Genomic DNA, 25,545 nt, shown 5'->3' with positions numbered 1-25,545 from the left:
TTTCGCTAATACAACGATTAAATTTATATTTGTTGTCTAAAATAAAACAATGGCTTTAATAAAATCAATTTCAGGAATAAGAGGTACAATAGGAGGAGAAGTTAGTAATAATTTAACTCCAATAGATGCTGTTAAATTTGCTGCAGCTTATGGTATGTGGCTTAAAAATAATTCAACAAAACAAAATTTAACCGTTATTGTTGGTCGCGATGCCCGAATTTCGGGTAAAATGGTAAGCAGTTTAGTTTGTAATACTTTGGTAGGTTTAGGTATCAATGTTACAGATATTGGCTTATCAACAACACCAACTGTAGAGTTGGCAGTAACGCTTGACGCTGCCGATGGAGGTATTATTATCACTGCAAGTCACAATCCAAAACAATGGAACGCCTTAAAATTATTGAATAACAAAGGTGAGTTTTTAAATGGTGAAGCGGGTGAGGCAGTTTTAAAAATTGCTGAAGATGATAGTTATATTTTTGCTGAAGTTGATAATTTAGGTACTTACAATAAAAAAAGTAACTATATGCAAAAACATATTGACGAAGTTTTAAAATTAAACTTGGTTGATGTTGAAGCTATTAAAAAAGCAAAATTTAAAGTAGTTGTTGATGCTGTTAATTCAAGTGGTGGTATTGTAATACCAGCTTTGTTAGAAGAATTGGGTGTAGAATGTGTGAAATTATATTGTGAGCCAAATGGTCATTTTCCGCACAATCCAGAGCCTTTAAAAGAGCATTTAACTGATATTTCAGAATTGGTAGTTAAAGAAAAAGCAGATTTTGGAATTGTAGTTGATCCAGATGTTGACAGATTGGCATTGGTAAGTGAAGATGGTTCTATGTTTGGTGAAGAATATACACTTGTTGCTTGTGCAGATTATGTTTTGAGTAAAACGCCAGGAAACACCGTTTCAAATTTATCGTCTTCAAGAGCTTTAAGAGATGTTACTGAAAAACATCAAGGGAAATATGAGGCAAGTGCTGTAGGTGAAGTAAATGTTGTGGAATTAATGAAAGCTTCAAATGCTGTAATTGGTGGTGAAGGAAATGGCGGAATTATTTATCCTGAGTCACATTATGGTAGAGATTCATTGGTTGGTGTAGCTTTATTTTTATCTCATTTGGCACATTCAAAAATGTCTTGTAAAGCTTTAAGAGATAGTTACCCAAGTTATTTTATGAGTAAAAATAAAATTGAGTTAACACCACAAATCAATGTTGATAAAATTTTAGAAACCATTGCTTCAAATTATAAAAATGAGGATGTAATTACCATTGATGGTGTAAAAATTAATTTTGCATCAGAATGGATTCATTTAAGAAAATCGAATACTGAACCAATTATCAGAATTTATACAGAAAGTACTTCACAAGAAACAGCCGATGCTTTAGCACTTAGATTTATTGAAGAAATTAAAAATTGCATATAAATTAAAATGAAAAAGTTTTTAATAGTATTTGTATTGCTAATTACTGGAGCTTTATATGCTCAACAGGTTGATGCTGTGAAAAATGATTCTATTGTTAAAAGAAATTTTAACGATGTTAAGCACAATAAAGGCAGAATGTACATTTTTTGGGGATGGAACAGAGGTAACTATTCTAAATCGGATATTACCTTTAAAGGTGATGATTATTATTTTACATTATATGATGTAAAAGCCGAAGATAAACCAAAACCTTTTGGTATTTATTTTTTTAAATTGGATGAAATTACCATTCCGCAAACCAATTTTAGAGTTGGTTATTTTTTTCACGATCATTACAATGTTGCTTTAGGTGTTGACCATATGAAATATGTGATGAGAAACGACCAAACGGTTAATATTAGTGGAAATATTAACGATGGTAGTACTTATAATGGTATTTATAATAATGATCCTATTTATTTAGATAAAGATTTTTTAACTTTTGAGCATACAGATGGTTTAAACTATGTAACTGTTGAAGTTAATAGGTTTGATACTGTTGATAATTGGATTGGATTTCCTGTTAAACATATTGATATCAATTTAACCGAAGGTATTGGTATTGGCGCTTTATATCCAAAAACAAACACCAAGTTATTGGGCAATGAACGTTATGACGAATTTCATGTTTCTGGATATGGATTTTCAGCACACGTTGGTTTGGATTTGACTTTTTATAAATATTTCTTTATTCAATATAATTTTAAAGCAGGCTATATCAATATGCAAGATATTAGAACAACTGCAAGTAAAACAGATTCAGCCTCACAACATTTTACTTTTTTTGAAAATATGTGGGTGTTTGGAGCCAAATTTCCCTTATCAAAAAGCAAGTAATTTATCAATCAGCTTAAATAAAAAAAACGTCCAAATTATTAGTTTGGACGTTTTTTTTAAGAATAGATTTGGTTAATCTCTTTTTTGAATTGACCCTGATCCACTTGAATTTGATTTGATAATTGTTGGGTTTCCTGTATAAATAATGTTACCAGAACCCGATGATTTTGCGTTAATTTCGTTTACAGCATGTACTTTTATATTTCCTGATCCTGATATTTTAGCATGCACAATATTAGCAGTTAAATCGGTTGTTTTTATATTCCCAGATCCTGAAACGGCACAAGTTAATACAGCTGTTTTTCCAGCAATATTCATATTTCCAGAACCAGAAATATTGATATTTAAATTGGTAGTGGAAACTGCTAAATTAAATCCACCAGAACCAGACAAAATCAACTCTAAATCATTAGCATTTAAAGTATTAGATGAATGAATGTCTCCCGATCCACCTAATGAAATTGAGTTGACGGTATCATAAAAAACAGTTATAAAAATTGTTTTATGATTTTTAACATTTATGCCATTTTTAAATTTAATTTTTAAAATTCCGTTTTCAACTTTGGTTTCAATAATATCCATTAAATTTTCACTTGCATTTATTGAAATGTTACCTTCATTTCCTTTTGTCAATGTCACATCAAAAGACCCCGAAATACTTATTTTGCTAAAATTAGCAACTGTTCTTGTTTGTGTAATTATATTTCCATTGGCTTTTATACTTTTATATTGAGCATTTAAACCAATGCTAAAAATGAAGGTTGCAATAATAATTAATTGTGAAATTGTTTTCATAAAATTTGGTTTAATTATTTGTAAATGTGATGTTTCCATAATTTGTGTTTAAATCCATTTTGCTATTTGCATTGGGTGAATTATAAAAGCCTTCATAATATTTTGAAGCTGTTTTTGAAATTTCTTTGTTAAAAGTAAAATTGTCAATAGATTTTAAATTTCCATAACTTAAGGAAGCTTTAATGTTAAAAGAATTTGTTGTATTTATACCTAATTTAATTTGGGTATAAGAAGATTCGACAGTTAGTTGTTTAAAATTTTGTGCAAAGGCATTGATTTTTAAAGAACCATAATCTATATTAAAAGTACCAGATCCAGTCAACTTTTCAATAGCAGTATTCATATAATCACAATTAGCACTAATGTTATTGATAGTTCCAATTTTTAAATCACCGTAATCACAGTTATAATCTAAAGAATTGATTGTTCCAAATGAAATATTAGAGTAATCGGCATTTAATAAGATATTGCCCGTTTTTTCAATGTGTATGGTAGAGTAGTCTGCATTAACAGCGCCATTTTTCATATATTCAATATTCGATTTATTGTTGTAATCAATGTTTATTTTATTGTCGTTATTTAACAATTCACCAATATTTAAACTACCATAATCGCAGTTAATAGTTGCGGTTCCTTCAATCTTATCCAAATTAATGGCTCCATAGTCGTTTTCAAGTTTCACATTGTTTGTAACTGGCATTTTAATAATGTAATTAATTTCCATATTTACATTGCTTTTATTGCCCCACATATTCCACGAGTTGGAACTTTTTTTAATAATGGTTTGCGCAGAAACTGTATTTGAGCCTGATTCAAAAGCAACAGAAATTTCATTTAAACGTTGTTGTACTTTTTCTTCATTATCGCCATTGGTTGTAATATTTACAATAATTTCAATTTTGTTAGATGTATTGGTAACAATCTCAATATTTCCAAATTTGTTTGTCACATTTAAAGTGGCATCTTTGTTTACGGTATATTCTTTTTTAATCACCTTTTTTTTGGTGAATTTCCCTTTTCTTTCAGTAGCTGAAATTGCTAACGGAATTAAAAAGAAAATAATTGCTATTTTAAATATGGTTTTCATTGTGTTGATTTTTTAGTTTTTTAACGGTTTCAATTTGTAATAATAAACTTTGTAAAACGTCAATTCGTTGTTGAAAATTTGAAATCATTGCAAAAATAATTCGTTTATCTTCAGTGCTTTCTTTTAGTTCTAAAGTAAGTTTATTGTATGCTATTTCAAGTTTGGTTAATTGATTTAATCCATCTGAAATTAGTTTTTCTGTATCTTTATTTCGTTCATTGTCAATTGTATATAATTCTTTTTCAATAACAGTAACAAAATAGCTTTGTGTTTCTTTCATTTCAGATGAAACACTAGCCAATTGCATTCCTTTTTGTGAATTTTGATTTTTTCCAATCCATATTCCAACAAATAATACAACTGATGCTGCAACTGCAATGGTGATAATTAATTTGATTATGTTGTTGCGGGTTTTTGGTTTTGTATTGTTTAGTTTTGCTTCAAACCGATCAAAATGACCAAAATCAGGCTCTTCAATATCAAACTGATTTTCTAATGTTTTAAATTTATTTTCTAAATGATCTTTCATTATTTATCATTAATAAGTTGTCTTAATTTTTGTTTTGCTCTCGAAATCATTGTTCTGCTATTTTCATTTGAAATATCCATAATTTGAGCTATTTCTTCGTGGTCAAATCCTTCAATTAAATGAAGCGTTATCGCAACTTTATAATTGCTTTTAAGTTGTGTTATTTTATTTAAAATCTCAGAAGCACTTATTTGGCTATAATCTTCAAACGTATCTTCAACTTCTTTTACAGTTACTTTTTCCAAAGAAACCACATCCATTTTATTGTTTTTTTTCAAAGCAGTTAAGCTTTTATTAATCACTATTCTTTTTAACCACGAGCCAAAAGTTACATCTCCAATAAACGAATCTATTTTTGTAAAAGCGGCTAAAAATGATTCTTGCATAATATCTTCGGCTTCAAAACGATCGTTCACAATTCTGTAAGCAGTGTTAAACATTGCTTTGTAATAGTTTTTATAAATTGTAAATTGCGCTGTTTTATCGCCCTTTTTGCAATTATAAATCAGTTGGTCTGTATGTTGATCTATGGGTTTCAAAAATTGATTTCTACTAAAAAGACATGAATAATTTTAAACTGTTACAGTTTTAATTAAAATTAATTAAAAAAAGACTGTTATATTATTTTTTTTGGCATAACTATTGAAATTTATAAGTAATATTACCTAATAGGTTAATTTTAATCACTTGGTAATCAAATTAATAAACTATTTTTGCATTTAAAATTTTATTTTTGAAGTAATTTTAAATGACAAAATGACCCTATATAGACTATGAGTAAAACAAAATTTTTAAAAATGGACAATCTGTCATTACAAAATATTTTAGACGACGACGCGGATTTAATACCTTTAATGACGCCAGAAGATGAAGAAGAAATCAATAAAGAAGAAATTCCGGATGTTTTACCAATACTTCCTTTGCGAAATACGGTTTTGTTTCCAGGGGTTGTAATTCCTATTACAGCTGGGCGTGATAAATCTATTCAATTAATAAAAGAAGCCAATAAAGGAAATAAAATTATTGGAGTTGTAGCGCAAAAAAATGAAGGCGTAGAAAATCCTACGATCAACGACATTTATAAAGTTGGAACTGTGGCGCGTATTTTACGTATGTTAAAAATGCCCGATGGTAACACAACCGTAATTATTCAAGGTAAAAAACCTTTTGAAGTTGATAGTTTTGTAGAGGAAGAACCTTATATTAAAGCTGTTACAAAAAAACGTGTTGAAGATCGTTCTGAAGAAAAAGAGCCTGAATTTGAAGCGATTATAGATTCAATAAAAGATATGGCAATTAAAATTATTAAGGAAAATCCGAATTTACCTTCAGAAGCTTCTTTTGCCATTAGTAATATTGAAAGCAAACCGTTTTTGATAAATTTTGTTTCTTCTAATATGAATTTAAAAGTAGAGGAGAAGCAAGAGTTGTTAGAAACTGAAAATTTAAAAGATCGCGCTTTATTAACATTGAAAAAAATGGACGTTGAGTTACAACGTTTAGAATTGAAAAATGTAATTCAGTCTAAAACGCGTTCTGATATGGATCAGCAACAACGCGAATATTATTTGCATCAGCAGTTAAAAACTATTCAGGAAGAATTGGGTGGTGTTTCGTATGATGAAGAGTTAGATGAAATGCGTGAAAAAGCTAAATCTAAAAAGTGGGATAAACACGTTAAAGATACATTTGACAAAGAATTGGGGCGTTTACAACGTATGAATCCACAAGTTGCTGAATATTCTGTACAACGTAACTATTTAGATTTGTTGTTAGAGTTGCCTTGGAATGAATATTCAAAAGATAAATTTGACTTAAAACGCGCTCAAAAAATATTAGATCGTGACCACTTTGGATTGGAAAAAGTGAAAGAACGTATTATTGAACATTTGGCAGTTTTAAAATTAAAAGGAGATATGAAATCGCCTATTATTTGTTTGTACGGTCCTCCAGGTGTTGGTAAAACTTCTTTAGGAAAATCTATTGCTGAAGCATTGGGTAGAAAATATGTGCGTATGTCTTTGGGTGGTGTTAGAGATGAAGCTGAGATTCGCGGACATAGAAAAACATATATTGGTGCAATGCCAGGTAGAATTATAAAGGATATGAAAAAAGCAGGTACTTCTAATCCTGTTTTTGTATTGGATGAAATTGATAAATTGGCATCTTCTAGTCATAACGGAGATCCTTCATCTGCAATGTTGGAAGTATTGGATCCTGAACAAAACACTACTTTTTACGACAATTATTTAGAGTTAGATTACGATTTGTCTAAAGTATTATTTGTTGCAACAGCCAATAGTTTATCAACAATTCCTTGGGCGTTAAGAGATAGAATGGAAATTATCAACGTTTCAGGATACACTATTGAAGAAAAGGTTGAGATAGCTAGACGTCACTTATTGCCTAAACAATTAAAAGAACACGGACTAACCAAAGAGCATTTGGAAATGGGAAAACCTCAATTAGAAAAAATTGTTGAGGCTTATACGCGTGAATCTGGTGTAAGAGGCTTGGAAAAACAAATTGCAAAAATGGTGCGTTTTGCAGCCAAATCTATTGCAATGGAAGAAGCTTATGAAGTGAAAATTACCAATGAGATTATCGAAAAAGTTTTAGGACCATCTCATTTAGAGCGCGATAAGTACGAAAGTAATGATGTTGCAGGGGTTGTAACTGGCTTGGCTTGGACAAGTGTTGGTGGTGATATTTTATTTATAGAATCTATAATTTCTAAAGGAAAAGGGTTGTCCATTACTGGAAATTTAGGAAATGTAATGAAAGAGTCTGCTACCATTGCTATGGAATATATTAGAGCAAATGCAGATGATTTTGGAATTGATCAACAATTATTGGATGAATATAAAGTGCATATTCACGTTCCAGAAGGTGCAACTCCTAAAGATGGTCCAAGTGCGGGTATTACCATGTTAACATCTTTAGTGTCTGTATTTACTCAGCGTAAAGTTAAATCTAAATTGGCTATGACTGGAGAAATTACTTTGAGAGGAAAAGTATTACCAGTTGGAGGTATTAAAGAAAAAATATTGGCAGCAAAACGTGCCAATATCAAAGAAATTATACTTTGTAAAGACAACCAAAAGGATATTGAAGAAATAAAAGCTTCTTATTTAAAAGGACTAACTTTTCATTATGTGACTGAAATGAGAGAGGTAATTGACATTGCATTGACTAAACAAAAAGTGCCAAATGCAAAAAAGTTAACACTTACTAAAAAAGTTAAAACAACTAAAAAGTAAGATTAAAAATTCAGTTTATAAATTATAAAACAAAACCGAACCACGTTAAAATGGTTCGGTTTTTTGATTTAAATAATATTTGTAATTTTTCCTGTAGATCCGGTTTTACTGGGGGTTAATTCAAAAATAGCGGTTGGTGTAATTCTGGGATCTGTTCTGTGTGAAACATAAATGGTCGTGATTTTAGTTTTGGCAATCACAGCATTTATAATGGTTGTTACCAGAGCTAAATTTTCATCATCCAAACCTTCAAAAGGTTCATCTAAAATTAGCAATAAAGGATTTTTTACAATTGCTCTTACAATAAGTGCAATTCTTTGTTGGCTGATTGTAAGTTTGATAAAAGGTGTTTTTTTGAATGCAGACAAATCAATGATTGCAATCCATTGCTCAACAATTTTTTGTTGTAAATTAGTTGGTTTTTGATATAAACCTATAGAATCAAAAAAACCAGCTAAAATCATTTGTTCTAAAGTGTGGTTTCTAGCAAATAATTCAGTCATAGATGTACTAAAATATCCGATACGTTTTTTAATTTCCCAAACACTTTCTCCACTTCCCTTTTTTTTATTAAAAAGATAAATATTTTGTCCATAAGCTTTTGGATTATCGCCATTTATAAGTGATAGTAGTGTTGATTTACCAGAGCCATTAGGGCCTGTAAGATGCCAAAAATCACCTTTTTTTACAGTCCAGGATATGTTGTTTATAATTTGTTGAGCTCCATAACTTACAGAAACATTGTCAAATTTAAGTATGTTATTAAACTTGTAATCAAACAATTGATAAGTATTAGGTATGGGTAAATTAATTGTTTGAAGCTTTTTAATAGGTGTGTTTTCTAATTTTTCAATTGTTAAAGTATTGTCTTTTATCAATAATCTTTTAGAAATAAAAGGCAGTATTTCGTCTTCTCTATTGGTTAGTTGAATTAACAAAACAGAGTTAGCAATAGAAGAAAGAATTTGAGAGAGTTCAATGCGATAATTTTTATCTAAATGGTCGAAAGGATTGTCTAAAATAATATATTCGAAATTTTGCGCTAAACAATATTGTAAAAATGCTTTTTTTTGTTCTCCTGAAGAAAGTGAGCGAAATTTTCTATTGTTTTTAGTAGGCACATTTATGGTATCGTGTTTGTCTTCTTCTTCAATTAATTTGTTGATAGTAATATCAGAAAAAAGGATGCCTTTTAGGTTTTTTAAATCAAGTTGATCTAATTTATTTGTTAAAATCAGCGTCTCAATAAATTTATTTTTATCTACATTGTTACATAAAAGAAAGCTAATATGGTTGTTTTTAATCATATTATTAGAAATTTCTTACATCTAAAATCACTCCGTTTTTTAATTCACCACTTTCATCTAAATGGTAAATTTTTTCAGCAACCTGTTTGGGAGAAGTCAATTCGCCATGTTCGTAAAAATCTATAAATTTTTGAACTGATTTAAAGTTTTCTTTAGGCGAACTTCTAACTTTTGTTTGCATTTCAGTATCTACAATGCCAGGGTATATTGAGACAATTTTCACACCATTTTTTTCTTCTTTTTGTTCTTTTGAAATAACCTTAGTCATCATATCTAATCCCGATTTTGAAGTGCAATAAGTAGACCAACCTTCATATGGATTGATGGCTGCGCCCGAAGAAATATTGAAGATGTTTTTTTTGCAATGCCAGTCTTTGGTAAACTTGATAAAAAGTGAAGATAAAATTAAAGGAGCAATTAAATTTACTGTAATTGTGTAATTTATTTCTTCAGGTTTTATATTTTCAATAGTATTAACGTTGCCTAAATCTCCGGCATTGTTAATTAGGGTTATGTTTTTAGTATTGTTTTTATCCAAATGAGAAAAAATTTCAGTAAAAGTAGCTTCAATAGTTTCTGATTGGCTTAAATCGCAATGGTACTGTTCTTCTGAGTATAATTTTTCTTTTTTACTACGAGAAATTGAAATTATTCTATAACCATTTTTATGATATTGGTTTGCCAAACCAAGTCCCAACCCTTTATTTCCTCCTGTAATTATTAAAATTTTTTCCATAAAAGCTTTTTATTTTTTAATTGTATTTTCATATAAATCAATCCAATCTTCAATTGAAATCTTTTGCATTAATTCTCCTATAAGTTCAAACGGAATTTCTGCAGGTTTTTTAAAACGAATACAACTTTTACCCATGTCTAATTTGTATTTACAGTGTTTGGAGTATTCATTTACAAACCAATTGTACAAATTTTTGTCGGCGTAAATTCCTAGATGATAAAGTGCAATAAAATTCTTTTGAGAGGCAATGTTAACAAAAGGGAGCGGTAAATTGGTATTGCAATGGTAGCCATTTGGATACTTGCTTTTAGGAACTACATACCCAATCATTCCATAGCTCATTTGCTCTTCAAAACCTTTGGGTAAATTTGTTAAAATAGTTGCTCTTAATTTTTCAAAATAAGGAATGCGATCTTCAGAAATTTGAGCAATATAGGCTGTTGGTGTGTTTGCTTTTATTTGCATAGTTGTAGTAATTGTGCACTATGCTAAGTTAAAGATTATTTGTAAAACTTTTTAGAAGCATTCCAAAATACATCCATTTCTTCTAAAGACATATTTTGAAGTGATTTTCCAACTTTATTAGCTTCGGCTTCTAAATACTGAAAACGGTTGATGAATTTTTTATTGGTACGTTCCAAAGCATTTTCGGGATCAACTTTAATAAAACGCGCATAATTGATCATAGAAAATAAAACATCGCCAAATTCGGCTTCTATTTTAGCGGTATTTCCTTTTTCAATTTCAGTATTTAACTCACTTAATTCTTCCTGAACTTTTTCCCAAACCTGCTCAGGTTTTTCCCAGTCAAAACCTACGCCAGCAACTTTATCTTGAATTCTATTGGCTTTTACCATAGCTGGTAAACCTTTTGGAACACCTTCTAAAACCGATGTTTTTCCTTCTTTTAATTTGAGTTTTTCCCAGTTTTGTTTTACTTCTTCTTCATCTTTTACCTGTACATCCCCATAAATATGAGGATGACGGTAAATTAATTTTTCAGTAATAGCTGTGGTAACATCTCCAATGTCAAAACTGTTGGTTTCAGAACCAATTTTTGCATAAAAAACAATATGAAGTAGTAGGTCTCCTAATTCTTTTTTGATTTCTTCAAAATCGTTATTAAGAATGGCGTCACCTAATTCATACGTTTCTTCAATGGTTAAATGCCTTAGAGATTGAAACGTTTGTTTTTGATCCCACGGACATTTAGAACGCAACTCATCCATAACGTCTAATAATCGACCAAATGCTTGCAGTTGCTGTTCTCTAGTATTCATTATGCTTCTTCTGTTTCTTCTTCTGTTTCTACAATAGCAGTAAAATCAAAGTTTTTTGAAGCCAATAAGTTATACCATTGTAATACCTTTTTTATGTTTGAAGTGTAAACACGTTCTTCATCAAAATTTGGTAAAATTTCACGAAAATAAGAAGTTAAAACTTTTTCGCTTTCTTTTGGGCTAATGGCAACCGCGCCATTTTCTTTTTCACCAATTGTTTTAAAAATAGTTCTCAACGGAACTTCTTCTTCGTAGGTATAAATTGCAATTTCGTTTAAAGCACTAATGTTATGGGTTGCAGTAACAGGCACTTTTTTTCCATCTAACAATGATTCTACAATAATACCACCTTTAGATTGTGCTTTAATTTCAAACAATCCTGGTTTACCGTTGATTGCTACAATATCTTTTAATTCCATATTTTTATCTTCTTTTTAATGAAGGAAATTTCATTCTGTAATCAGCTTTTACAATTCCCTTTGAAATATTTTCTAATTTCTTTTTAATTAATCGTTTTTTTAATGAAGAGATTTTATCTGTAAATAAAATTCCTTCAATATGATCGTATTCGTGTTGTACAACTCTTGCTGCTAAACCATCTAAAACATCAGTATGTTTTTCAAAGTTTTCATCTAAATATTCGATGGTAATTTTTTCAGATCTAAAAACATCTTCTCTAATATCTGGTATACTAAGGCAACCTTCACTAAAAGCCCACTCTTCACCTTCTTCTTTTAAAATTTTAGGATTGATAAATATTTTTTTAAATCCACCTAAAAAAGCACGTTCATCATCATCTAAATCATCATCTTCACCAAAAGGCGATGCATCAACAATAAAAAGTCTAATAGCCAATCCAATTTGTGGAGCAGCCAATCCAACACCTTGTGCATTAAACATGGTTTCTTTCATGTTTTCAATTAATTGATCAAGGTTTGGGTATTGTTTATCTATATCAACACCTACTTTTCTTAAAACAGGATCACCATATGCTATAATTGGTAAAATCATATTATTTTTTTTGGATTGCAAAAGTACAAAATAATTAGTGGAAACTAAAATATGGGTATTTATTTCTGCTGTAAATACGATTGTAAAATAATAGTAGCGCTAATTTCATCAATCAAAGCTTTGTTTTGTCGTTGTTTTTTTTTCAAACCGCTATCAATCATGCTTTGAAAAGCCATTTTAGACGTAAAGCGCTCATCAACTCTAACAACAGGTATTTTGGGAAAAGTAAGTTGTAGTTTTTCAATAAAAGGTTTTATAAATTGCTCACTTTCACTTGCTTTATTGTTCATTTGTTTAGGCTCACCAATAACAAACAATTCAACTTTTTCATTTTTTAGATAATCCATTAAAAATGAAAAAATCTTTTTAGTTTCAACAGTTGTTAGTCCAGATGCAATAATTTGCAATTCGTCTGTAACAGCAATTCCTGTTCTAATTGTTCCGTAATCTAAAGCTAATATGCGTGCCAAATTGTTAACATTATTAATAAAGTTGTGCAAATTTAGGCATTTTAGATGAATTATGGTTTTAAGTTTTATATTTGCATTATTAAAGAATTTTTAAATGAGTATGGAAGCAATTAGAGAAATTATTGAAAAAGCCTGGGAAAACAGAGCGCTTTTACAAGAAGAAAATACGCAACAAACCATTCGTGAAGTAGTTGGAATGTTAGATAGTGGAAAGTTACGTGTTGCAGAACCTATTGAAGGTGGTTGGCAAGTAAACGAATGGGTAAAAAAAGCAGTTGTAATGTATTTTCCTATTCAAAAAATGGAAACAATGGAAGTTGGTATTTTTGAGTACCACGATAAAATTCCGTTAAAAACAGGTTATAAAGAAAAAGGTATTCGTGTTGTGCCACATGCAGTTGCACGTTACGGAGCATATATTTCTGCAGGTACTATTTTAATGCCAAGTTATGTAAATATTGGGGCATATGTAGATGAAGGTACCATGGTAGACACTTGGGCAACTGTTGGTAGTTGTGCTCAAATTGGTAAAAATGTACATTTAAGTGGCGGTGTAGGTATTGGTGGTGTTTTAGAACCTTTGCAAGCGGCTCCTGTAATTATTGAAGACAATGTTTTTGTTGGTTCACGTTGTATTGTTGTTGAAGGTGTACGTGTTGAAAAAGAAGCGGTTTTAGGCGCAAACGTAGTATTGACTATGAGTACTAAAATTATTGATGTTACTGGTGATAAACCTGTTGAATATAAAGGTGTAGTTCCGTCTCGTTCGGTTGTGATTCCTGGTAGTTACAAAAAAGTATTTCCGGCAGGAGAATTTTATGTTCCTTGTGCAATGATTATTGGTAAACGTAAAGAAAGTACCGATAAAAAAACATCGTTAAATGATGCGCTACGTGAAAACAATGTAGCTGTTTAAAAATTTAAAAAAATTAATGAAAAAGCTGATAAATCTTTATCAGCTTTTTTTATTTATAGAATTAAGATTACATTAAACTATTTTTATCTTTGACCAAAATAAATCGTATATGCTTTCAAATCTTCGTAAATTTAAATTAAAGTGGTTAAAAAAAATGACATTTTTACCGCCTAAAGATTATGCTGGTTATTTATATGAATATTATACAGGTAAAAAACTAAATTTAAATAATCCGACAGAGTTTAATCAAAAAATACAGTGGCTTAAAGTTTATTATCATCCTAAAATTTTAAATCAATTGGTTGATAAATACGCGGTTAGGGCTTATGTTGAAGAAAAAATTGGTGCTCAATATTTAAATGAAGCATATGGTGTATATGAAAGTGAAAATGAAGTAGATTTTGATAAGTTACCAAATCAATTTGTAATTAAAGCAACACATGCAAGTAGTTATAATTTGATAGTTAGTGATAAAACCAAATTGGTTGAAACAAAAGCACGTAAACTATTTAAAAAATGGCTAAACAGAAATCAATATTTTAGAACTGGTCAGGAATGGGCTTATAAAGATGTAAAACCAAGATTGATTGCCGAAAAATATTTGAAAGAAGCTGGGCAAGGCTCATTAATAGATTATAAATTTTATTGTTTTGAAGGTAAAGCTAGTTTTATTGAAGTTCATTTGGATAGAGCAAATAACCATAAAAGAGGTTTTTTTGATCTAAATTTTGAAAGGTTGCCTTTTAGATATGTTTCAATAGAAAAAAGTATTGATAGTGTTGTTGAAAAGCCATCTAATTTAGATGAGATGAAGGTGTTGTCTGAAAAGTTAGCAGGTTCTTTTCCTTTTGTAAGAGTAGATTTTTATTCGATAGATGGGAAAGCTGTTTTTGGTGAAATGACTTTTTATCCTTCAGATGGAAGAAAAGATTTTATTCCAAATGAATACAATAAATCAATTGGAGATTTAATTGTATTGCCAAAAATTCCTGAAAATGAAAATGAAATCACAGTTTATTAATTTCAAAAATGGTAGAAAATATTAATATAACAAAACCTATTGATGCTGTAATTTCTTGGGTTGATGGTGAAGATGAAAATCATATTAAAAAAATGGCGCCATATATTTCAGATGAAGAAGGAACTTGCAAAAATTTTAGAACTCGATTTGATCAAGTTGAAGAAATAAAATTTACAGTCGATTCTATTTTAAAAAACGCATCTTTTATAAGAAATATTTTTATTGTTACAGACAATCAAACTCCTTCATTTTTAAATAATGATAGTACAAAACATTTGTATAAAAAGGTAATTATTGTAGATCATTCAACTATTTTTAAAGGCTATGAAGCTTTTTTACCTACTTTTAATTGTAGACCAATTGAAACACAATTGTATAAAATCCCTGATTTGGCTGAGCATTTTGTGTATTTTAACGACGATATGTTTTTAGTAAATAAAACAAATCCTACCGATTTTTTTATCGATGAGTTTCCTGTGTTAAGAGGCAAATGGTTAAAGTTTGATGACGATTTATTTTATAAAAAAATTAAAAAAATATTTCTAAAGAAAAAAGAAGTTAAAAAGGCTGGACACAAAATTGCGCAGCAACTAGGGGCATCAATTGTTGGTTTTAAAAAATATTATAAATTTCATCATACGCCTTATCCTCTTAGAAAATCTACGTTTGAGAATTTTTTCAGTGCACATAAAAATATTGAATTAGAAAATTTAAAGTATAGGTTTAGAAGTGCAAATCAATTTACCCCACAAGGATTGGCAAATCATATTGAAATTAAAAATAAAACCTGTGTTTTAAAAAGCGATTATCAAATGGTGTACATTCAATCTTATAAAAAGCCATTGTCATGGTATATGCAAGTTTTAAAATCAACTACTAATAAAAATAAATTATTTTTATGTTTGCAAAGCTTAGACCAATGTCCAAAAGATAAGTTAAAACATATTTTGTACTGGTTAAATGAAAAGTTTCAACATTAATATATTTTTTTAAATGAAATCTGAAATTGATTTGTCGTTAACACATTTACTGCAACAAAAAGTAATTTTATACCCAACAGACACTGTTTGGGGTATTGGATGTGATGCTACTTGTGAAGCAGCAGTAAATAAAGTTTTTAAAATTAAACAGCGATCAGAAAGTAAAAGTCTTATTATTTTGGTAGCCAGTTTAGAAATGTTGCAACAATACATTCCTGAAATTCCAAAAAGTGCTTTAGAAATTTTAAAAAACACTACAAAGCCTACTTCAATTATTTATAACAATCCGGTTGGATTGGCAAAAAATGTAGTTGCAAACGACAATACAGTAGCTATTAGAATTCCTGAAAACGACTTTTGTAAACAGTTAATTTCAACTTTTGGAAAACCCATTGTTTCTACTTCAGCAAATATAAGTGGAGACGAAACGCCTAAAAGTTTTAAAGAAATTAGCCAAGCTATTTTGGATAGCGTAGACTATGTTGTAAATTTGCAACGCGAAGCAATAAATGAAAAGTCGTCTACTATTTTAAAAGTCGCTGAAAATGGAGAATTAATAGTGCTTCGCAGTTAAAATATGCCAAAAAACAAACTTTACAAAGATGCTTTAACGCATCCAATATTCAATTATATTTCACAAGCAGCTAATAATTTACAGGTTGAAACCTATGTAATTGGAGGTTATGTGCGTGATTATTTTTTAAAAAGAGGAACTTCAAAAGACATTGATGTTGTTGCTGTTGGAAGTGGTATAGATTTGGCAAATGAGGTTGCTAAATTATTGCCAAACAAAACAAAAGTTCAGGTTTTTAAAACTTATGGTACTGCAATGTTGCGTTTTGAAGATATTGAAATTGAGTTTGTAGGGGCAAGAAAAGAGTCGTATAACGAAACCAGTCGCAATCCTATTGTTGAAGGCGGAACTTTACAAGACGATCAAAACAGGCGTGATTTTACCATCAATGCTTTGGCTTTAAGTTTAAATACTCATAATTATGGCGCTTTGCTAGATCCTTTTGAAGGAATAGCAGATTTGGAAGCTAAAATTATTAGAACGCCTTTAGATCCAGATATTACTTATTCTGATGATCCTTTGCGTATGATGCGCGCCATTAGGTTTGCTTCTCAATTAAATTTTACCATTGAAAAGCAATCTTTTGACGCAATTACTAAAAATGCAGCGCGAATAGATATTATTACTCGTGAACGTATTGTTGATGAATTGAATAAAATAATGTTATCTCCAGTGCCTTCGGTTGGTTTTTTATTATTACATCAAACCAATTTATTATCCCGATTTTTACCAGAATTAACAGCCTTACAAGGTGTTGAAGAGTTAGAAGGGCAGAAGCATAAAGATAACTTTTACCATACTTTAGAAGTTGTTGATAATATTGCCCAAAATACAGATGATTTGTGGTTACGTTGGGCTGCATTATTGCACGATATTGGTAAAGCACCTACAAAAAAGTTTGATAAAAATATTGGTTGGACCTTTCACGCACACGAATTTGTAGGTTCTAAAATGGTTTACAAATTGTTTAAAAGAATGAGAATGCCTTTGAATGAAAAAATGAAGTTTGTTCAAAAAATGGTATTTTTAAGTTCAAGACCAATTGTATTGGCTTCAGATGTAACAGACTCTGCAGTTAGGCGTTTAATTTTTGATACAGGTGAAGATATTGAGAGTTTAATGACCTTATGTGAAGCAGATATTACGACCAAAAACCCTAAAAAGTTTAAAAATTATCATCATAATTTTCAAATTGTTCGTCAAAAAATTAAAGAAGTTGAAGAGCGTGACCACGTTCGTAATTTTCAACCACCAATTTCTGGAGAATTAATTATGGAAACATTTAATTTACAACCTTGTCGTGAAATTGGTCAAATTAAAGATGCCATAAAAGAAGCTATCTTAGAAGGCGAAATTGCAAATGACTATGATGAAGCCTATGCTTTTATGCTAAAAAGAGCCCAAAAATTAGGATTAAAAAAGGACTGATTTAATAGGTTACCTATTAAATCGTCCAGTAGTATTTCCTTCTAAAATGCCTAAAACTTCATTAACACTAGAAAAGTTAACATCACCTTCATAAGTGTGTTTTAAAGCACTTGAAGCACTTGCAAATTCCATAGATTTAAAGTCATCGTCGTAATGTTGTAGTCCATAAATCAATCCTGCAGCAAAAGCATCACCAGTTCCAATTCTATCAATAATATGCGTAATATCTAAATCGGCTGTTTCTCTAAATTCTATACCATTCCACATTCTAGCTCTAATTCTGTTCCACGAAGAGTTTACAGCGGTTCTAATTTTATCAAATACTTTTTCTATAGAAGGGAATGCAATCATTAACTGTTTACAAGCTTCAATAAATTCTTCATTAGAATAACCAAAACTAGTACCTAAAGCTTCGTTTATTTCATCAATTCCGCCTATAAAAATAGTTGAATATTGTAGTAAATCATTTAAAACATCTTTGGCATTTTCGCCATATTGCCACAATCCTTTTCGGTAAGTTGGATCAGCAGATACTGTCATTCCTTGTTTACGAGCTAAAATAAGGCCTTCTTTTAGGGTTTCGTAACCACCTTTGCATAACGCAGGTGTTATTCCTGTCCAATGAAACCATTCTCCACCTTCTAAAGATTTTTCCCAATCTACCATTGAAGGTTTTATTTCTGAAAATGATGAATGAGATCTATTATAAGATATTGTACTTGGGCGCATTACCGCTCCAACTTCTAAAAAATAAACACCTAACGGACGGCTAGAGCGAACAATTGCAGAAGTATCAACACCAAATTTACGTAAATATGAAATTGCTGTATCACCAACAAAATCGTTAGAAATACAACTTATATGTTTAACATCTCCACCAAAATTGGCAATAGATATTCCAACATTTACTTCGGTACCTCCAAAATAAAATTCTAATAAATTGGCTTGTATAAATTTTTTGTTTCCTTCGGGCGATAAACGCATTAAAACTTCTCCAAAAGTTATAATTTGACTCATATTGATCTAATATTTTTGGTAAAAATACTAATTGATATTTTATTAGCCAATATTTAACAATGAATATTTAAAAATGAATTTTTAATAAGGAATATTTGAAATTTGTAATAAAAAATTAATAACTCGTAATACGTAATTGATAATTCGTAATTGATAACTCGTAATTCGTAATTGATAATTCGCAATTAATAATTCGTAATTAATAATTTGTAATTGATAATTCGTAATTAACTAAATCGTTTGCATTTCAACTAATTTTTTATACATATCGTTGTTTTCAATTAGTTCATTATGAGTTCCTTGTTCTATAATTTTACCTTTTTGAAGTACTACAATTAAATCTGCTTTTTGAATAGTTGAAAGTCTGTGAGCTATTACAACAGACGTTCTGTTTTGCATCATTTTTTCCAAAGCATCCTGAACCAATCTTTCAGATTCTGTATCTAAAGCTGAAGTTGCTTCATCTAAAATCATAATTGGAGGATTTTTTAGTACAGCACGCGCAATACTTAAACGTTGTTTTTGTCCGCCAGATAATTTATTACCACTATCTCCAATATTTGTATTGTAACCTTTTGGTAAGTCTTTGATAAACTCGTGCGCATTTGCAATTTTTGCAGCAGCAATTATTTCATCATCAGTTTTACCATTTACACCTAGTAAAATATTATTTTTTATAGTGTCGTTAAATAAAATAGAATCTTGTGAAACAAGCCCCTGTAAATCTCTTAGAGATTTTTTTGTAATGTCTCTAATATCAATGCCATCAATTTTGATACTACCTTCATTTACATCATAAAAACGAGTTAATAAATTGGCTATTGTAGATTTTCCACTACCAGACTGACCAACAAAAGCAACTGTTTTTCCTTTAGGAATTTCCAATGAAAAGTTTTTAAGAACGTATTCATCTTCATATTTAAAAGAAACATTTTCTAAGGTAATACTTGATGTAAAACCATTTTGTTTTACGGTTGCATTTGCTTTGTCTGCCAAAGGTGATTTGGTGTTTAAAATTTCCAATACACGTTCTGCTGCAGCATCTCCTTTTTTAACACCGTAAACAGCTTTAGAAATTGCTTTTGCAGGTGTTAAAATATTGTATGCCAGTCCCATATAAACAATAAAAGCATCGGGAGCTAATGTTTTGTCAACCAATACCAATGAGCCTCCATACCATAATAAAATGGCAATAACACCAATTCCTAAAAATTCACTTAAAGGTGAAGCAAGATTTTGACGATTTAGCAATTTGTTTGAAAAATGATAAAATCTTGAAGTTGAGTCTTGAAATTTTTGATTGAAATACCCTTCAGCATTAAATCCTTTTATAACACGTAAACCTCCCAAAGTTTCTTCAACAATTGATAAAAACTGACCTTGTTCTCTTTGAACACTGTCTGATTTTTTTTTCAATGATTTCCCAACCAATGAAATTACAAAACCTGCAATAGGAATAAATATAAATACAAATAAAGTCAATTGCGGACTTAAAGCCAGCATTGCAACTACAGTAAAAATAATGGTTAAAGGTTCTCTAACAATTAATTCTAAAATAGATAAAAACGAATGTTGTATTTCTAAAACATCAGTTGAAATACGGGCAATAATATCACCTTTTCTTTTTTCTGAAAAGTAGGCTAGTGGTAGATCAACTGTTTTTTCATACAAATCATTTCTAACATCTTTTAAAACACCATTTCTTAAAAAAGTAATGAAATACATAGCTAAATAGCCAAAAATATTCTTCAATAAAAAAGTGCTTATGATAATTACAATCATAAATAACAAAGCTTTTAATTCACCTTCATTATTTACTTTTTGTGTAATAAAATAATTGATTGAATTCTCAATATAATCGCCCAATTTTGAAATGCCATTATAAGTTGGAGGCGTATTAATTGGGTCGGCACTTTTAAAAAGTACTTTTAGCATAGGCATTAATGAAACAAATGCTAAAGTGCCAAATAAGGCATAGAAAATGTTACTAATAATGTTAAAAAAACCGTATACTTTATACGGTTTTGCATATACTAAAATTTGTTTAAAGTATTTCATATTTTTTTATAATCACAGAAGTTTTAATTTTACTTCAATTGCATTTCTTCAATAATACGTTGAATTTTTGAATCTAATGCTGCTTCTGCTTTTTTAGCATTTTCAATAGTGTCTAATTTACCACGAACACTAAAGTAAAATTTAATTTTTGGCTCTGTACCACTAGGTCTTGCAGCCACTTTTGTACCATCAACAGTTTCGTAAATTAATACGTTTGATTTTGGTATATCAATGTTTTCAACAGTTTTTGTAATTAAATTTGTTTTTGTTGAAGCATCATAATCATAAACATAAATAACTAAAGAACCATCTAATTTAGTTACAGGATTTTGACGTAAGTCAACCATCATTTGTTTGATTTGCTCAGCACCATCCATACCTTTTTTAACCAAAGAAATTAAATGTTCTTTATACAAACTATTATCTACATAAATTTGTAATAATTCTTGATACATAGAACTTCCTTTTGCTTTTGCATCAGCAGCAATTTCACAAGCTAAAAGTGTTGCAGTTACAGCATCTTTATCGCGTACAAAATCACCTACCATATATCCAAAACTTTCTTCGCCACCACCAATAAAATCTTGTTTACCTTCGGCTTCGCGAACCATTTTAGCAATCCATTTAAAACCAGTTAAACCAACTTTAGTTTCAACGCCATAGCTTGCTGCAATTTCATTTACCAAATTGGTAGAAACAATGGTAGAACCAACAAATTGTTTTCCGTTTAATTTACCAGCATCTTTCCATTTTTTAATTAAGAAATTGGTCATTAAACACATAGTTTGGTTACCGTTTAACAATTTCATATTGCCATCTAAATCTCTAACCGCAATACCTAATCTATCACAATCAGGATCTGTTCCAATTAAAATATCAGCGCCAATTTTATCTGCCAATTCTGTAGCCATTTTTAATGCTGCAGGTTCTTCAGGATTTGGAGATTTTACTGTTGGAAAATCACCATTTGGCTCACGTTGTTCTTCAACAATATGAACATCATTATAACCAGCTCTTTTTAATGTTTCTGGAATAACAGTTATTGAAGTACCGTGTAATGAAGTGAAAACAATTTTTAAATTGTCTTTTCCAGTTGTATTGAAAGTTCCGTTTTTTACAGAAGCATCAATAAATGCATTGTCAACTTTTTCTCCAATAACTTCAATTAAATCTTCATTTGCATTGAAATTGATATCAGCAAAATCTAAATTTACAACTTCGTTGATAATTTCGCCATCTTGAGGTGGTACAATTTGCCCACCATCATTCCAATACACTTTATAACCGTTATATTCTGGTGGATTGTGAGAGGCAGTTAAAACAATACCAGCGTCGCAACCTAAGTATTTTACAGCAAATGAAAGCTCTGGAGTAGCACGTAAATCTTCAAATAAATAAACTTTGATATTACTTGCTGAAAGCACATTGGCAACAATTTTTGCAAATGATTTACTGTTATGGCGACAGTCAAAAGCAATAGCAACTTTTAATTGTTTATTTGGAAAAGTTTGATTTAAGTAATTAGCCAAACCTTGTGTTGCTCTACCTAAAGTATATTTGTTGATACGGTTGGTTCCTGCACCCATAACACCACGCATTCCACCTGTTCCAAATTCTAAATCTTGGTAAAAACGATCGGTTAGTTGGGTAGTATCTGTGTCAATTAAATGTTGAATTTCTTGTTGTGTTGCAGTATCAAATGTATCTGACAACCATAATTGTGCTTTCTCTAAAATACTCATGTTTTTTAATTTTGATAATTACAAAAATAATATTATTGACGGTTATTTAATGAATAAAATTAAACCTTTTAACTAAAACGTTATAAATTTATTTTTTTTGAAATTGAATATCGTTTTTCTTTTGATTTTGTTCTTAAAATGATTTCGCCTAAAAATCCTGCTAAAAAGAATTGCGTTCCAATTACCATAGTTATAAGCGAAATATAAAAATGAGGTCTTTCAGTTATTAAACGCCCTGCTGGGTTAAAAAATAACTTATCAATTCCTAAATAAAAGGCAAATAAAAATCCTATTACAAACATTACAGTTCCTAATAAGCCAAATAAATGCATTGGTCTTTTTCCAAATTTTGATAAAAACCAAATGGTGATTAAATCTAAAAAACCGTTGATAAAACGATCGATTCCAAATTTGGTAACACCGTATTTACGGGCTTGGTGTTCAACTATTTTTTCATCAATTTTATTAAAACCTGCATTTTTAGCCAATACAGGAATATATCTGTGCATTTCGCCACGAACATCAACACTTTTTACAACTTCATTTTTATAAGCTTTTAATCCACAATTAAAATCGTGTAATTTTAAACCTGAGGTTTTTCGAGCTGCAGCATTGAATAATTTTGATGGAATATTTTTTCGAATTTTAGAATCGTATCGCTTTTTTTTCCAGCCCGAAATTAAGTCGAAACCTTCATTTACAATAAGGTTATACAATTCAGGAATTTCATCGGGACTGTCTTGTAAATCGGCATCCATAGTAATTACTACATCGCCTTTTACTTTTTTAAATCCAGCATTTAAAGCCTGTGATTTTCCATAATTACGTTGAAACCGAATTCCTTTTACATTTGAATCTTTTTTTGAAAGACTTTCAATAACTTTCCACGAGTTATCGGTACTGCCATCATCAATAAAAAGTATTTCATAAGAATAACGATTGGATTGCATAACTTTTACAATCCAATCGTATAATTCGTTTAAAGATTCGTCTTCGTTAAGTAGTGGAATGACTACTGATATATTCATTTATAAATTGGTATTAATCTACTTCTTCTGTTTTTTTCATAATTAAACCTGCAATTAATGAAACCACAAAACCAAAGAATAAGCTCATAATTAGTATAATTGCTGAAGTCATTCCAAAGCCAGAGAATTTTTTAGACATTTCTATCGCATTTTCTAAATCTTCATCAGACATATTTGGATACATTTCAATCATCTTAGCCTCTTGATATGAAGCCATATTTGTAAAATAATCTGCTTCAATAAAGTTTACAAATACATAAAAATAAATCAAAAAAACCAAACCAGAAATTAGGGCAATACCTAACCCGGTTTTAAGAGATTCACCTAAGCTTAAAAATCCTCCGTTATTAGTTTTAATTGCTTTAAGTCCTAAAACAATTACTGCTACAGTACCAATTCCTGATGCAACAGAAACACCCCAATGAGGCTCATAAACATTTCCAAAAGCATAATTTGCAACTGTAATTAAAACAGATATAATACCTAAAATTAAACCATAGTTAAGCATTACTTGTTTAGATGATGATTGTTGATTTTCCATAATTAAGTTTTTTAAAGTAACAAATATACTAAATACACTTTTAGTACACGATGTTAAATGTTAAGATTAATTTTTAATTTTTACTAATTTATTAGTAAGCAGCGGTTTATAAAAGTTACATAAATTTATAAAAAAAAAGGTTGTTTTTCCTAAAAATGATTGTAAATTTGCCGCGGGCAAGTCCTACACAACCAGCTCCCTTTGAATCCTCCAGGGCGGGAACGCAGCAAAGGTAATTGGTCGTAGCGGTGTGATGTAGGTAGCTTGCCTTTTTTTATGCTCTTTTGTTAAGTCTTTTTCAAAATTAAATTTATAAAAATTACTGTTAAAAGTTTTTACTTCCCATTAACTTTATAATCTTATTATTTTTCCTATCCTAAATCCTTTCCTAAGGAAAGGACTTTTTTAAATCTCTTCTTTTTTATTTCAAATAAATCTTTTAATCTTTTAATCTTTCTGTTTTTTAAAGAATACCTTATTTTTGACTTCTAACTAATATTTCAATATTTTTAATCTTATAATTTTCAATGAATAATAAAGTCGTATTAATTACTGGGGGTTCTTCAGGAATCGGAAAATGTGTTGGTGAATTTTTCCTATCCTAAATCCTTTCCTAAGGAAAGGACTTTTTTAAATCTCTTCGTTTTTATTTCAAATAAATCTTTTAATCTTTCTGTTTTTTAAAGAATACCTTATTTTTGACTTCTAACTAATATTTCAATATTTTTAATCTTATAATTTTCAATGAATAATAAAGTCGTATTAATTACTGGGGGTTCTTCAGGAATCGGAAAATGTGTTGGTGAATTTTTCCTATCCTAAATCCTTTCCTAAGGAAAGGACTTTTTTAAATCTCTTCGTTTTTATTTCAAATAAATCTTTTAATCTTTCTGTTTTTTAAAGAATACCTTATTTTTGACTTCTAACTAATATTTCAATATTTTTAATCTTATAATTTTCAATGAATAATAAAGTCGTATTAATTACTGGGGGTTCTTCAGGAATCGGAAAATGTGTTGGTGAATTTTTCCTATCCTAAATCCTTTCCTAAGGAAAGGACTTTTTTAAATCTCTTCGTTTTTATTTCAAATAAATCTTTTAATCTTTCTGTTTTTTAAAGAATACCTTATTTTTGACTTCTAACTAATATTTCAATATTTTTAATCTTATAATTTTCAATGAATAATAAAGTCGTATTAATTACTGGGGGTTCTTCAGGAATCGGAAAATGTGTTGGTGAATTTTTCCTATCCTAAATCCTTTCCTAAGGAAAGGACTTTTTTAAATCTCTTCGTTTTTATTTCAAATAAATCTTTTAATCTTTCTGTTTTTTAAAGAATACCTTATTTTTGACTTCTAACTAATATTTCAATATTTTTAATCTTATAATTTTCAATGAATAATAAAGTCGTATTAATTACTGGGGGTTCTTCAGGAATCGGAAAATGTGTTGGTGA

At 29.7% G+C, this 25,545-nt stretch carries 24 protein-coding genes and 1 other RNA gene; 9 read left to right on the top strand and 16 right to left on the bottom strand.

What is annotated here, in order from left to right; genetic code table 11:
* The first annotated feature begins 49 nt into the window (after nt 1-49).
* Both glmM and EC396_RS06570 read left to right on the top strand, forming a co-directional pair.
* Entirely contained in the window at nt 50-1,432 is a 1,383-nt protein-coding gene (gene glmM, locus EC396_RS06575) for a phosphoglucosamine mutase (protein ID WP_129365911.1), read from the top strand.
* A 6-nt stretch (nt 1,433-1,438) separates the two neighbouring features.
* Entirely contained in the window at nt 1,439-2,308 is an 870-nt protein-coding gene (locus EC396_RS06570; protein WP_129365910.1) for a hypothetical protein, read from the top strand.
* Between the two features lie 72 nt (nt 2,309-2,380).
* On the opposite strand, the gene EC396_RS06565 is transcribed toward EC396_RS06570, so the two are convergent.
* The 4 genes from EC396_RS06565 to EC396_RS06550 are packed head-to-tail and all read right to left on the bottom strand — an operon-like array spanning nt 2,381 to nt 5,258.
* A complete protein-coding gene (locus EC396_RS06565; protein WP_164975215.1) occupies nt 2,381-3,103 on the bottom strand; it encodes a head GIN domain-containing protein in 723 nt (240 codons plus the stop codon).
* Nucleotides 3,104-3,113: 10 nt separating this feature from the next.
* Nucleotides 3,114-4,190: a hypothetical protein gene (locus EC396_RS06560; RefSeq protein WP_129365908.1), complete on the bottom strand. Its 1,077-nt coding sequence runs from the start codon at nt 4,188-4,190 to the stop codon at nt 3,114-3,116.
* Nucleotides 4,174-4,719 carry a hypothetical protein gene (locus EC396_RS06555; protein ID WP_129365907.1) on the bottom strand — a complete coding sequence of 182 codons (546 nt, stop codon included), beginning with the start codon at nt 4,717-4,719 and terminating at the stop codon, nt 4,174-4,176. The genes EC396_RS06560 and EC396_RS06555 overlap by 17 nt, the downstream gene beginning before the upstream one ends.
* Nucleotides 4,719-5,258, bottom strand: coding sequence for an RNA polymerase sigma factor (locus EC396_RS06550; RefSeq protein WP_129365906.1), 540 nt, complete (start codon nt 5,256-5,258; stop codon nt 4,719-4,721). The genes EC396_RS06555 and EC396_RS06550 overlap by 1 nt, the downstream gene beginning before the upstream one ends.
* Nucleotides 5,259-5,492: 234 nt before the next feature.
* Between EC396_RS06550 and lon the strand changes: the two genes are divergently transcribed.
* Complete coding sequence (gene lon, locus EC396_RS06545) at nt 5,493-7,979, top strand: endopeptidase La (protein WP_129365905.1); 2,487 nt, start codon at nt 5,493-5,495, stop codon at nt 7,977-7,979.
* Nucleotides 7,980-8,047: 68 nt separating this feature from the next.
* On the opposite strand, the gene EC396_RS06540 is transcribed toward lon, so the two are convergent.
* The 7 genes from EC396_RS06540 to ruvX are packed head-to-tail and all read right to left on the bottom strand — an operon-like array spanning nt 8,048 to nt 12,783.
* Complete coding sequence (locus EC396_RS06540; protein ID WP_129365904.1) at nt 8,048-9,286, bottom strand: ATP-binding cassette domain-containing protein; 1,239 nt, start codon at nt 9,284-9,286, stop codon at nt 8,048-8,050.
* 4 nt (nt 9,287-9,290) lie between these two features.
* Nucleotides 9,291-10,022 (bottom strand): (S)-benzoin forming benzil reductase, encoded by a 732-nt coding sequence (locus tag EC396_RS06535; protein ID WP_129365903.1) that lies wholly within the window; start codon nt 10,020-10,022, stop codon nt 9,291-9,293.
* A 9-nt stretch (nt 10,023-10,031) separates the two neighbouring features.
* Nucleotides 10,032-10,487 (bottom strand): DUF1801 domain-containing protein, encoded by a 456-nt coding sequence (locus tag EC396_RS06530; protein WP_129365902.1) that lies wholly within the window; start codon nt 10,485-10,487, stop codon nt 10,032-10,034.
* Between the two features lie 35 nt (nt 10,488-10,522).
* On the bottom strand, nt 10,523-11,302 hold the full coding sequence (gene mazG, locus EC396_RS06525; protein WP_129365901.1) for a nucleoside triphosphate pyrophosphohydrolase: 780 nt from the start codon (nt 11,300-11,302) through the stop codon (nt 10,523-10,525).
* On the bottom strand, nt 11,302-11,721 hold the full coding sequence (locus EC396_RS06520; RefSeq protein WP_129365900.1) for a DUF5606 domain-containing protein: 420 nt from the start codon (nt 11,719-11,721) through the stop codon (nt 11,302-11,304). Before EC396_RS06520 ends, mazG begins: the two co-directional genes overlap by 1 nt.
* Nucleotides 11,722-11,725: 4 nt before the next feature.
* Complete coding sequence (gene def, locus EC396_RS06515; protein ID WP_129365899.1) at nt 11,726-12,313, bottom strand: peptide deformylase; 588 nt, start codon at nt 12,311-12,313, stop codon at nt 11,726-11,728.
* A 59-nt stretch (nt 12,314-12,372) separates the two neighbouring features.
* A complete protein-coding gene (gene ruvX, locus EC396_RS06510; protein WP_129365898.1) occupies nt 12,373-12,783 on the bottom strand; it encodes a Holliday junction resolvase RuvX in 411 nt (136 codons plus the stop codon).
* A gap of 100 nt (nt 12,784-12,883) precedes the next feature.
* On the opposite strand from ruvX, the gene EC396_RS06505 reads away from it, so the two are divergent.
* The 5 genes from EC396_RS06505 (at nt 12,884) to EC396_RS06485 (ending at nt 17,702) form a co-directional block, all read left to right on the top strand.
* The gene (locus tag EC396_RS06505; protein WP_129365960.1) at nt 12,884-13,699 is read left to right on the top strand and encodes a 2,3,4,5-tetrahydropyridine-2,6-dicarboxylate N-succinyltransferase; all 816 of its coding nucleotides are present in this window, start codon (nt 12,884-12,886) and stop codon (nt 13,697-13,699) included.
* A 154-nt stretch (nt 13,700-13,853) separates the two neighbouring features.
* The gene (locus tag EC396_RS06500) at nt 13,854-14,720 is read left to right on the top strand and encodes an ATP-grasp fold amidoligase family protein (protein ID WP_129365897.1); all 867 of its coding nucleotides are present in this window, start codon (nt 13,854-13,856) and stop codon (nt 14,718-14,720) included.
* An 8-nt stretch (nt 14,721-14,728) separates the two neighbouring features.
* Nucleotides 14,729-15,700, top strand: coding sequence for a Stealth CR1 domain-containing protein (locus EC396_RS06495; RefSeq protein WP_129365896.1), 972 nt, complete (start codon nt 14,729-14,731; stop codon nt 15,698-15,700).
* Nucleotides 15,701-15,713: 13 nt separating this feature from the next.
* Nucleotides 15,714-16,274 carry an L-threonylcarbamoyladenylate synthase gene (locus EC396_RS06490; RefSeq protein ID WP_129365895.1) on the top strand — a complete coding sequence of 187 codons (561 nt, stop codon included), beginning with the start codon at nt 15,714-15,716 and terminating at the stop codon, nt 16,272-16,274.
* Nucleotides 16,275-16,277: 3 nt separating this feature from the next.
* The gene (locus EC396_RS06485) at nt 16,278-17,702 is read left to right on the top strand and encodes a CCA tRNA nucleotidyltransferase (protein WP_129365894.1); all 1,425 of its coding nucleotides are present in this window, start codon (nt 16,278-16,280) and stop codon (nt 17,700-17,702) included.
* A gap of 9 nt (nt 17,703-17,711) precedes the next feature.
* Here EC396_RS06485 and EC396_RS06480 read toward each other — a convergent pair whose 3' ends face one another.
* From EC396_RS06480 to EC396_RS06460, 5 genes are all read right to left on the bottom strand, one after another.
* Nucleotides 17,712-18,719 (bottom strand): sugar kinase, encoded by a 1,008-nt coding sequence (locus EC396_RS06480; RefSeq protein WP_129365893.1) that lies wholly within the window; start codon nt 18,717-18,719, stop codon nt 17,712-17,714.
* A 231-nt stretch (nt 18,720-18,950) separates the two neighbouring features.
* Nucleotides 18,951-20,777 (bottom strand): ABC transporter ATP-binding protein, encoded by a 1,827-nt coding sequence (locus EC396_RS06475; RefSeq protein WP_129365892.1) that lies wholly within the window; start codon nt 20,775-20,777, stop codon nt 18,951-18,953.
* Nucleotides 20,778-20,806: 29 nt separating this feature from the next.
* Nucleotides 20,807-22,519, bottom strand: a complete 1,713-nt coding sequence (locus EC396_RS06470; RefSeq protein WP_129365891.1) for a phospho-sugar mutase — start codon at nt 22,517-22,519, stop codon at nt 20,807-20,809.
* A gap of 80 nt (nt 22,520-22,599) precedes the next feature.
* On the bottom strand, nt 22,600-23,547 hold the full coding sequence (locus tag EC396_RS06465; RefSeq protein ID WP_129365890.1) for a glycosyltransferase family 2 protein: 948 nt from the start codon (nt 23,545-23,547) through the stop codon (nt 22,600-22,602).
* Between the two features lie 13 nt (nt 23,548-23,560).
* Complete coding sequence (locus EC396_RS06460) at nt 23,561-24,088, bottom strand: DUF4199 domain-containing protein (protein ID WP_129365889.1); 528 nt, start codon at nt 24,086-24,088, stop codon at nt 23,561-23,563.
* Nucleotides 24,089-24,262: 174 nt separating this feature from the next.
* Between EC396_RS06460 and ffs the strand changes: the two genes are divergently transcribed.
* Nucleotides 24,263-24,361: signal recognition particle sRNA small type (gene ffs, locus EC396_RS06455), an RNA gene on the top strand.
* The last annotated feature ends 1,184 nt before the right edge of the window (nt 24,362-25,545 follow it).

The sequence above is a fragment of the Lutibacter sp. HS1-25 genome, from assembly GCF_004121075.1.
In the GTDB taxonomy this organism is placed as follows: domain Bacteria; phylum Bacteroidota; class Bacteroidia; order Flavobacteriales; family Flavobacteriaceae; genus Lutibacter.
Note: the sequence above shows the minus strand (reverse complement) of the source record. Positions and strands in the feature narration are given on the sequence as shown.